Here is a 10,242-nt window from a genome sequence, read left to right as displayed (position 1 = left end):
TGGCGCGCCCGGGAGGATTCGAACCTCCGACCCCCTGATTCGTAGTCAGGTACTCTATCCAGCTGAGCTACGGGCGCCCGGTCTTCACTCGCATCGTCCATCACTGCCAGACCGGAGTCTTGCCGTCATGGCGGAGAGGGAGGGATTCGAACCCTCGATGAGGCTATAAACCCCATACTCCCTTAGCAGGGGAGCGCCTTCAGCCACTCGGCCACCTCTCCCTATCGACACGGCGCATATCGTACCGATTCTGAAGCGCTTTGTCCAGCCACACTCGCCCTTTTTTCAAGTCACTGCCTCCCGGCTGCAGGATGAGGACGAGCGCGCCGGCGGCGTCAGTCGTCGTGGCCGGAAGCGGCCTCCTCGCCCTTTTCGCGCTGGATCCGCTGATAGATCTCCTCGCGGTGCACCGCGACGTCCTTGGGGGCATTGACACCAATTCGGACCTGATTCCCCTTGACACCCAACACCGTCACGGTGATGTCATCTCCGATCATCAGGGTCTCGCCGACTCGGCGGGTCAGGATGAGCATGGCTGATCTCCTTCTCAGGCTTGTTCTGGAACTCGGCAGTAACGGGATGTTCGCCGCAGGCAGTCCACCGAACCATTATGTGGCACGGCATCGTCCGTGACCAATTCGGCAGCCGATGACACCCGACCTCCCCGTTGAAGGCAAGCCACGTCACGGGCTCCCCTGTCAGCGTAGAAGGTGTCAGCCGCTCGGGGCACGCTTATTCGCTCTCGATGTCGCTCTTGTCGAGGCCGAAGGCCTTGTGCAGGGCGCGCACCGCGAGCTCCATCTGCTTCTCGTCGATGACCACGGAGATCTTGATCTCGGAGGTGGAGACCATGCGAATGTTGATGTTCTCGTCGGCCAGCACGCGGAACATCTTGGAGGCCACGCCGGCGTGGGAGCGCATGCCCACGCCCACCAGGGAAACCTTGGCGATGTTGTCGTCGCCGCGCAGCTCGCCGCCGCCAAGGTCGGGGATCACCTGATCCTGGATGATGCGCATGGTCTGCTTGTAGTCGCCCTTGGCGACGGTGAAGGTGAAGTCGGTGTAGTCACCTGCCGGCGCCACGTTCTGCACGATCATGTCGACTTCGATGTTGGCATCGGCGATCGGGCCGAGGATGCGCGAGGCGACACCCGGAACGTCGGGGGTGTTGAGCAGGGTCAGCTTGGCTTCGTTGGCGGTGAAGGCGATACCGGAGATCAGTGGTTCTTCCATGGAGTCCTCGTCTTGGTCGGAGTCAGCAACGATCAGGGTGCCGGGGCCATCCTCGAAGCTGGACAGCACGCGCAGCGCAACATTGTACTTGCCGGCAAATTCGACGGCTCGGATCTGCAGGACCTTGGAGCCGAGGCTCGCCAGCTCCAGCATCTCCTCGACGGTGATGGTATCCAGACGCTTGGCCCGGGAGACCACACGGGGGTCGGTGGTGTAGACACCGTCGACATCGGTGTAGATCTGGCACTCGTCGGCCTTCAGGGCCGCCGCCAGGGCCACGCCGGTGGTGTCGGAGCCACCGCGACCGAGGGTGGTGATGTTGCCCTCCTCGTCGACGCCCTGGAAGCCGGCGACCACCACCACCTTGCCCTCATCCAGGTCTTCCTGGATCTCGTCGGTCTCGATGCGCTGGATGCGCGCCTTGGTATGGGCGCTGTCGGTGAGAATACCCACCTGGGAGCCCGTGTAGGAGGTGGCCGGCACGCCCAGCTTGTGCAGGGCCATGGCCAGCAGCGAGATGGTGACCTGCTCGCCGGTGGAGACCAGCATGTCCATCTCCCGCGGCGTCGGCTCGTCATTGATCTCGTTGGCCATACCGATCAGGCGATTGGTCTCGCCGCTCATGGCGGAGACCACGACCACGATCTGGTGACCGTTGTCGCGGAAGCCCTTGACCTTCTCGGCCACCGCCTTGATGCGCTCCACGGAGCCCACCGAGGTGCCGCCGAATTTCTGTACGTATAGTGCCATATGCCGATTTTCCCTCGTGAGTCGAGAGCCAGGGGCGCTCGGATGAGTGAAAGGTGAACCCATGCAGACAGGGCCGGGATCCTGCGATCACCGGCCCTGCCGATCGTTACTGGAGGCGGGCCTCGACCCAGGCCGGCACGCTCTCGAGCGCGGCGGGCAGGGCGGCGATATCGCTGCCGCCGGCCTGGGCCATGTCGGCACGACCGCCGCCCTTGCCGCCCACCTGGGAGGCCACGTGATTGACCAGCTCGCCCGCCTTGACCCGGCCGGTGAGGTCATCGGTGACGCCGGCGATCAGACTGACCTTGCCGGCCTCCTTGTCCGCCACACCGAGCACCACGATGCCGGAGCCCAGCTTGTTCTTGAGCTGGTCCAGGACGTTGCGCAGCTCCTTGGCGGAGACCCCCTCCAGGCGGGTCGCCAGCACCTTGATGCCGGCGACCTCTGTGGCCTGGCTCAGCATGTCGCTGCCGGCGGCGCTGGCCAGCTTGGCCTTGAGACGCTCGAGCTCCTTTTCCAGGCCGCGGTTGCGCTCCACCAGCGACTCGACGCGCTCCTCGACCTGCTCCGGCTTCGCCTTGAGGCGCTCGCCGATGCGACCCAGACGGGCCTCCTGCTCGCGGAAGTACGCCAGCGCCCCCTCGCCGGTGATCGCCTCGATGCGACGCACCCCGCTGGCGATGCCCTGCTCGCTGACGATATGGAAGCAGCCGATGTCGCCGCTGCGCGCCACGTGAGTTCCGCCGCACAGCTCGATGGAGAAGTCGTCGGCACCGATGGTCAGCACCCGCACGCTGTCGGCGTACTTGGCCTCGAAGAGCGCCGCCGCCCCCTTGGCCTTGGCCTGGTCGAGGGTCATCTGCTCGATGCGGGTCGGCGCGTTGGCCAGGATCTGATCGTTGACCAGGCGCTCCACCTCGGCAAGCTGCTCCGGGGTCATCGGCTCGAAGTGGCTGAAGTCGAAGCGCAGGCGCTCCGGGGTCACCAGGGAGCCCTTCTGTGCCACATGATCGCCCAGCACCAGGCGCAGCGCCTTGTGCATCAGGTGGGTGGCAGAGTGGTTGCGGAGGGTGGCGCCCCGCAGCTCGGCGCTGACCTCGGGGCGCACCTCGGCGCCCACGGCGAGCTGGCCCTCCAGCAGCACGCCATGGTGCAGGTGGTGGCTGGACTGCTTCTGGGTGTCGGTGACCAGGAAGCGTCCGCCCGACAGGTGCAGGTAGCCGGTGTCGCCCACCTGGCCGCCGGACTCGGCGTAGAAGGGAGTGCGGTCGAGCACCACGATGCCGCGCTGCTCCGGTGCGAGACCGGCCAGGGCGTTGCCCTCGCGGTCGACGATGGCGGTGACGGTGGCGCGATCCTCGAGTCGGTCATACCCGGTGAAGGTGGTCTCGCCGGGAAGCTCCAGCGCCGCGCCGTAGTCGGCGCCGAACTGGCTGGCCGCCCGGGCGCGCTCGCGCTGTGCCTCCAGCGCACGTTCGAAGCCGATCTCGTCGAGGGTCACGCCGCGCTCGCGGCAGACGTCGGCGGTCAGGTCATAGGGGAAGCCGTAGGTGTCGTAGAGCTTGAACACCGTCTCGCCGGGCAGCACCTCGCCGTCGAGGTCGGCCAGGGCCTCCTCGAGCAGGCCCATGCCGTGCTCCAGGGTCCGGGCGAACTGCTCCTCCTCCTTGAGCAGCACGCGCTCGATCTGGTGGCGCGCCTCGCGCAGCTCGGGGTAGGCGTCGCCCATCTCGACGTCCAGCGCCCCCACCAGCTTGTGGAAGAAGTTGCCCTTGGCGCCCAGCTTGTGGCCGTGACGGATGGCGCGACGGATGATCCGGCGCAGCACGTAGCCGCGCCCCTCGTTGGAGGGCAGCACGCCGTCGGCGATCAGGAAGGCGCAGGAGCGGATATGGTCGGCAATCACCCGCAGCGAGGGGTTGCGGGTGTCGGCGTGGCCGGTGTGGCGGGCCGCCGAGACCAGCAGATTCTGAAACAGATCGATCTCGTAGTTGGAATGCACGCCCTGCATCACCGCGGCGATGCGCTCCAGGCCCATGCCGGTGTCGATGGAGGGCTTGGGCAGCGGATTGAGGGTGCCCGCGGCGTCGCGATCGAACTGCATGAACACCAGGTTCCAGATCTCGATGTAGCGGTCGCCGTCCTCCTCGGGGCTGCCGGGTGGCCCACCCCACACGTCGGGGCCATGATCATAGAAGATCTCGGAGCTGGGGCCGCAGGGGCCGGTGTCGCCCATCTGCCAGAAGTTGTCCTCGTCGAGCTTCGAGAAGCGCGCCGGGTCGATGCCCATCTCCTCCTTCCAGATCGTCTCGGCCTCGTCATCGCTGATGTGGACCGTGACCCAGAGCTTCTCCTTCGGCAGGCCCAGGGTCTCGGTGAGGAAGGTCCAGGCGAAGCGGATGGCGTCGCGCTTGAAGTAGTCGCCAAAGCTGAAGTTGCCCAGCATCTCGAAGAAGGTGTGGTGGCGGGCGGTATAGCCGACGTTGTCGAGATCGTTGTGCTTGCCGCCGGCGCGCACGCAGCGCTGGGACGAGGCCGCCCGCACGTAGGGCCGCGGGTCACGCCCCAGGAAGACGTCCTTGAACGGCACCATGCCGGCATTGGTGAACAGCAGGGTCGGGTCGTTGCCCGGCACCAGGGAGCTGGAGGGCACGACGGTGTGGCCGTGCTCCTCGAAGTAACTCAGGAAGGCCTGTCTGATGTCTGCGCTTTTCATGGGGTATCCGTGGCGATGGGCAGGGTGGCCGTCGGCAACGAGACCACCCGGGGCGTTCGCAAAGGGAGACATTATAGCGCAGCTGTCAAGGGACTGAAGAGGCAGCACCCGCAAGAACGGGGCGGATCGTGCAACTAGTCGAGATCCGATGCCGAGTCCCAGGCGTGATCCAGGGCGTGGCGCACCTGCACGAAGTCGAAGCCGCGGCCAGCCAGGAAGCGCTCGCGCCGAACGCGCTCGCGGGGAGTGTCACCGGGGCCGGAGAAGCGCCGGGCGAGGGTCTCGCAGGCCAGGGCGAACCAGTCGACCCCGTCTTGCCCTTCCTGGTCACTGAAGGCGCTGCGCACCAGCTCGCGCTCGATGCCGCGCTGCAACAGCTCCTGGCGGATCTTCAGCGGCCCCTGGCCGCGCAGGATGCGCGAGCGCAGGAAACTCTCGGCGAAGCGGGCATCGGACTGCAGCCCCTGCATGGCCAGCGCGTCGAGGCACTCGGCGATGGCCTCCGATGCATGTCCCTTCGCCGAGAGTCGAGTCACCAGTTCGGCGCGGGAATACTCGCGCCTGGCCAGTAGCCGGATGGCGTCATCACGGGGCGTGGCGTCGCCCGAGGCCTTGCCGTTCATGGGTTAGAGCAGGTCGTCGTCGCTGTCGCTGTCGGCGGGTACCGCTTCCTTGGTCTCCTCCTTCTTCGGCTCCACCGGGGCGAGCAGCTGGGCGCGGATCTGGCTCTCGATCTCCTCCATGATGGCCGGGTTGTCCTCGAGGAACTGGGCGGCGTTGGCCTTGCCCTGGCCGATCTTGTTGCCCTGGTAGCTGTACCAGGCGCCGGCCTTGTCGACCAGCTTGCACTGCACGCCCAGGTCGATCACCTCGCCGGCGTGGTAGATCCCCTTGCCGTAGAGGATCTGGAACTCGGCCTGGCGGAACGGCGGGGCCACCTTGTTCTTGACCACCTTGACGCGGGTCTCGTTGCCGGTGACCTCGTCGCCCTGCTTCACCGAGCCGGTGCGACGGATATCCAGGCGCACGCTGGCATAGAACTTCAGGGCGTTGCCGCCGGTGGTGGTCTCGGGGCTGCCGAACATCACGCCGATCTTCATGCGGATCTGGTTGATGAACACCACCATGCAGTTGGCGTTCTTGATATTGCCGGTGATCTTGCGCAGCGCCTGGGACATCAGGCGCGCCTGCAGGCCGACGTGGGAGTCGCCCATCTCTCCCTCGATCTCGGCGCGCGGGGTCAGCGCCGCGACCGAGTCGATGACGATCACGTCGACGCCGCCGGAACGCACCAGCATGTCGCAGATCTCCAGGGCCTGCTCACCATTATCGGGCTGGGAGACCAGCAGGTCATCCAGGTTGACGCCAAGCTTCTCGGCATAGCTCGGGTCCAGGGCGTGCTCGGCGTCGATGAAGGCGCAGGTCTTGCCCTGCTTCTGGGCCTGGGCGATCACTGACAGGGACAGGGTGGTCTTGCCCGAGGACTCCGGGCCGAAGATCTCGACCACCCGACCCAGCGGCAGGCCACCGATGCCCAGCGCGATATCGAGCCCCAGCGAGCCGGTGGACACCGACGGCATGACCACGCGTGGGGCGTCGCCGAGGCGCATCACGGTGCCCTTGCCGAACTGGCGCTCGATCTGGGAAAGCGCGGCGTTCAGCGCCTTGGAGCGGTTGTCATCCTGGGCCATGTCGGATCTCCTGATCGGGGGTGTCGAATACTGTATGACTGGACAGTAGTATGGCGAAAAAGGGCGGGCAGGACCAGCGCAAATTCCGTCTGGATGCGGGACGGCTCAGCGGGCCTCGAGACAGCGGACAAGGCCCACCAGCGCCTCGCGCACCGCCTGCTCGCGCACGGCGCGGCGATCACCGGGGTAGCAATGGCACTCGGCCCGGGCGTCTTCGGCATCGCCCCAGGCGAGCCATACGGTGCCCACCGGCTTCTCGGCACTGCCGCCGCCCGGGCCAGCCACGCCGCTGATCGCCACGCCGAGTGTGGCGCCGCTGTCGCGGCAGGCGCCGGCCACCATGGCCTCGACCACTCCACGGCTCACCGCGCCATGGGCCTCGAGCAGCGCCTCGGGCACACCCAGCAGACGACCCTTGGCGGCATTGGAGTAGGTCACATAGCCGGTCTCGAACCAGTCCGAGCTGCCGGCCACCGCAGTGATGGCGCTGGCCACCCCGCCGCCGGTGCACGACTCCGCGGTTGTCACCCTCACCCCCTGCTCACGGCAGAGCCGTCCCAGACGCTCGGCCAGGGTGATGAGATCGAGATTGGCAAGGCTGGCGGCGGAACGGGACATGGGGTGGCCTCCTGGGTCATCTGCAATCGCTCCTGACGGAGCCGATGCCTGGACGGTAGAATACTGGCTTTTGCCAGCGAGTGCAGAGCCTCAACAGGGATTCGCGATGTCACAGGCCAGCCCCCCCCACACGCCGATGATGACCCAGTACCTGACGATCAAGCGCGAGCACCCCGACGTGCTGGTCTTCTACCGCATGGGCGACTTCTACGAGCTGTTCTTCGATGACGCCAAACGCGCCGCCGCTCTGCTCGACATCACCCTGACCCAGCGCGGCCAGTCCGCCGGCAAGCCGATCCCCATGGCCGGCGTGCCCTACCACAGCGCCGAGGGTTATCTAGCGCGCCTGGTGGCCGCCGGCGAGTCGGTCGCGATCTGCGAGCAGATCGGCGACCCGGCCACCAGCAAGGGCCCGGTGGATCGCCGCGTGGTACGCATCGTCACCCCCGGCACCCTCTATGACGAGGCGTTGCTCGACGCCCGCCGCGACAACCTGCTGGTGGCCGTGCACGCCGCCGGCGAGCGCATCGGCCTGGCCTGGCTTGAGCTCTCCAGCGGACGCTTCAGCGTACTGGAGGTGGAAGGCGAAGGCGAGATGCTGGCCGAGCTGCAGCGCCTCGACCCCGCCGAGCTGCTGGTGGCCGAAAGCCTGGCCCTGCCCCCGGCGCTGGAGGGCAGGCGCGGCCTGCGCCGCCAGGGCGACTGGCTGTTCGACCTCGAGAGCGCCACCCGCCTGCTGTGCGACCAGTTCCGGGTCCAGGACCTGCGTGGCTTCGGCTGCGCCCACCTCCGCGCCGCCATCACAGCGGCCGGTGTGCTGATCGAATACGCACGCGACACCCAGCGCTCGGGGCTGCCCCACGTCACCGCCATCGGCGTCGAGACTCGCGACGACGCCGTGGTCATCGACGCCGCCAGCCGCCGCAACCTGGAGATCGACGTCAACCTGGGCGGCAGCGGCGACAACACCCTGGCCAGTGTGCTCGACACCACCGCCACCCCCATGGGCTCGCGGCTGCTCAAGCGCTGGCTCAACCGGCCGCTGCGTGACCGCGAGCGGGTCAAGGCCCGCCAGTCCGCCGTGGCGCTGCTGCTGGAGGCCGAGGGCTTCCTGGCGCTGCGCGAATCGCTCAAGGCCATCGGCGACGTGGAGCGCATCCTGGCCCGGGTCGCCCTCTACAGCGCCCGCCCCCGGGACCTGGCCCGGCTGCGCGACGCCTTCAACGTCCTGCCGGCGCTAGAGCGCGAGCTTGCCGGCTTCGCCGAAGGCTCTTCCCTGGACGAGCTCAGGCGCCATATCCGTCCCTATCCGACCCTCGCCGACACCCTGAATCGTGCCCTGATGGAGAACCCACCGGTGGTGATCCGCGACGGCGGGGTGATCGCCGCGGGCTTCGACCCCGAACTCGACGAATACCGCGGGCTGGCCGAGCATGCCGGCGAGTACCTGGTCAAGCTGGAGACCCGTGAGCGCGAGCGCACCGGCCTGCCCAACCTCAAGGTGGGCTACAACCGGGTGCACGGCTACTTCATCGAGATCCCCCGCGCCCAGGCCAGGGATGCCCCGGCGGACTACGTGCGCCGACAGACCCTGAAGAACGCCGAGCGCTTCATCATCCCCGAGCTCAAGGCGTTCGAAGACAAGGCCCTGTCGGCGAAGTCGCGGGCACTCGCCCGGGAGAAGCTGCTCTACGACGGCCTGCTCGACACCCTCAACGCCGAGCTCGATGCCCTTCAGGCCAGTGGCCGGGCGCTGGCCTCCCTGGACGTGCTGTGCGCCTTCGCCGAACGCGCCCAGGCCCTGGAGTTCGTGCGACCCCGGCTGGCCGAAGCACCGGGCATCGCCATCCAGGGCGGCCGCCACCCGGTGGTGGAGCGGGTCTCCGATGCCCCCTTCGTGCCCAACGACCTGGTCATGGGTGATGACCGCCGCATGCTGGTGATCACCGGCCCCAACATGGGCGGGAAGTCCACCTACATGCGCCAGGCGGCACTGATCGTGCTGCTCGCCCACACCGGCAGCTTCGTGCCGGCCGATGCCGCCGAGATCGGCCCGGTGGACCGCATCTTCACCCGCATCGGCTCCTCGGACGACCTGGCCGGTGGGCGCTCCACCTTCATGGTGGAGATGACCGAGACCGCCAACATCCTGCACAACGCCACCGACCACAGCCTGGTGCTGATGGACGAGATCGGCCGCGGCACCAGCACCTTCGACGGCCTGTCGCTGGCCTGGGCCAGCGCCGAGCAGCTGACCCGCACCCGCGCCTTCACCCTGTTCGCCACCCACTACTTCGAGATGACCGCCCTGCCCGAGCAGACCGAGGGGGTGGCCAACGTGCACCTCACCGCGGCCGAGCACCGTGACGGCATCGTCTTCATGCACCGGGTCGAAGAAGGCCCGGCCAGCCAGAGCTACGGCCTGCAGGTGGCCCAGCTGGCCGGCGTGCCCCAGGGAGTGATCGCCCGGGCCCGGGAGAAGCTCGCCCAGCTCGAGCAGCAGGAGGTGGACCAGGGCAGCCGTACCGCGCAGCGCCTCGGTGAGCATCCCCCGGCACCGCAGCAGAGCGACCTCTTCGCCAGCGCTCCCCATCCGCTGGTGGAGGAGCTCGGCGGGCTGGCCCTGGATGACCTGACGCCACGCCAGGCCCTGGAGCTGCTCTACCGCTGGCGGGATTCCTTATAGCGAGGCGCGCCACCCCCTTCGCTTGCGAGGCCATGGGGCCGCGACTAGAATGGTCAGATTCACCGCCGGCTTAGCATAAGAAACTCGGCTTTTATAACCGTTTATCAACTATCCACAGTGGCCGTGCGACGCCGGTCCGAGGAAGGGAGAGTGGCATGACATTCGTCGTCACCGAGAACTGCATCAAGTGCAAGTACACCGACTGTGTCGAGGTGTGCCCGGTGGATTGCTTCTACGAGGGCCCCAATTTCCTGGTGATCCACCCCGACGAGTGCATCGACTGCGCCCTGTGCGAGCCAGAGTGTCCCGCCGAGGCCATCTTCGCGGAGGACGAGCTGCCCGAGGGCCAGGAGCCGTTCATCGAGATCAACGCCGAACTGGCCGAGGTGTGGCCCAACATCAGCGAGAAGAAGGACCCGCTGCCGGATGCCGAGGAGTGGGACGGCAAGCCGGGCAAGCTGGAGCAGCTCGAGCGCTGAGAATGCCCTTCGCAGCCGCGGATGCCAGCAAGCAAGAAAGCAACGACGAAAAAGATCAACGACGAAAAA

8 protein-coding genes and 2 tRNA genes are annotated in these 10,242 nt (G+C 67.3%); 2 read left to right on the top strand and 8 right to left on the bottom strand.

Annotated features, from left to right (window positions below):
* The 8 genes from IBX53_RS12340 to IBX53_RS12305 form a co-directional block, all read right to left on the bottom strand.
* Positions 1–77 (bottom strand) — tRNA-Arg (locus tag IBX53_RS12340).
* 51 nt (positions 78–128) lie between these two features.
* Positions 129–221 (bottom strand) — tRNA-Ser (locus IBX53_RS12335).
* A 114-nt stretch (positions 222–335) separates the two neighbouring features.
* Positions 336–533, bottom strand: coding sequence for a carbon storage regulator CsrA (csrA, locus tag IBX53_RS12330; RefSeq protein WP_119023335.1), 198 nt, complete (start codon positions 531–533; stop codon positions 336–338).
* A gap of 199 nt (positions 534–732) precedes the next feature.
* Entirely contained in the window at positions 733–1,983 is a 1,251-nt protein-coding gene (locus IBX53_RS12325; protein WP_290909642.1) for an aspartate kinase, read from the bottom strand.
* A 106-nt stretch (positions 1,984–2,089) separates the two neighbouring features.
* A complete protein-coding gene (gene alaS / locus IBX53_RS12320; RefSeq protein WP_290909640.1) occupies positions 2,090–4,699 on the bottom strand; it encodes an alanine--tRNA ligase in 2,610 nt (869 codons plus the stop codon).
* Between the two features lie 134 nt (positions 4,700–4,833).
* Positions 4,834–5,322 (bottom strand): regulatory protein RecX, encoded by a 489-nt coding sequence (locus tag IBX53_RS12315; protein WP_290909638.1) that lies wholly within the window; start codon positions 5,320–5,322, stop codon positions 4,834–4,836.
* A 3-nt stretch (positions 5,323–5,325) separates the two neighbouring features.
* Positions 5,326–6,390, bottom strand: coding sequence for a recombinase RecA (gene recA, locus IBX53_RS12310; protein ID WP_290909635.1), 1,065 nt, complete (start codon positions 6,388–6,390; stop codon positions 5,326–5,328).
* A gap of 105 nt (positions 6,391–6,495) precedes the next feature.
* On the bottom strand, positions 6,496–7,008 hold the full coding sequence (locus tag IBX53_RS12305) for a CinA family protein (RefSeq protein ID WP_290909632.1): 513 nt from the start codon (positions 7,006–7,008) through the stop codon (positions 6,496–6,498).
* A 106-nt stretch (positions 7,009–7,114) separates the two neighbouring features.
* Here IBX53_RS12305 and mutS point away from each other — a divergent pair, with 106 nt between their 5' ends.
* Both mutS and fdxA read left to right on the top strand, forming a co-directional pair.
* On the top strand, positions 7,115–9,694 hold the full coding sequence (gene mutS / locus IBX53_RS12300; protein WP_290909630.1) for a DNA mismatch repair protein MutS: 2,580 nt from the start codon (positions 7,115–7,117) through the stop codon (positions 9,692–9,694).
* A 155-nt stretch (positions 9,695–9,849) separates the two neighbouring features.
* Complete coding sequence (gene fdxA, locus IBX53_RS12295) at positions 9,850–10,173, top strand: ferredoxin FdxA (protein WP_290909628.1); 324 nt, start codon at positions 9,850–9,852, stop codon at positions 10,171–10,173.
* The last annotated feature ends 69 nt before the right edge of the window (positions 10,174–10,242 follow it).

The organism is Halomonas sp., assembly GCF_014859505.1.
Lineage (GTDB): Bacteria > Pseudomonadota > Gammaproteobacteria > Pseudomonadales > Halomonadaceae > Halomonas.
Note: the sequence above shows the minus strand (reverse complement) of the source record. Positions and strands in the feature narration are given on the sequence as shown.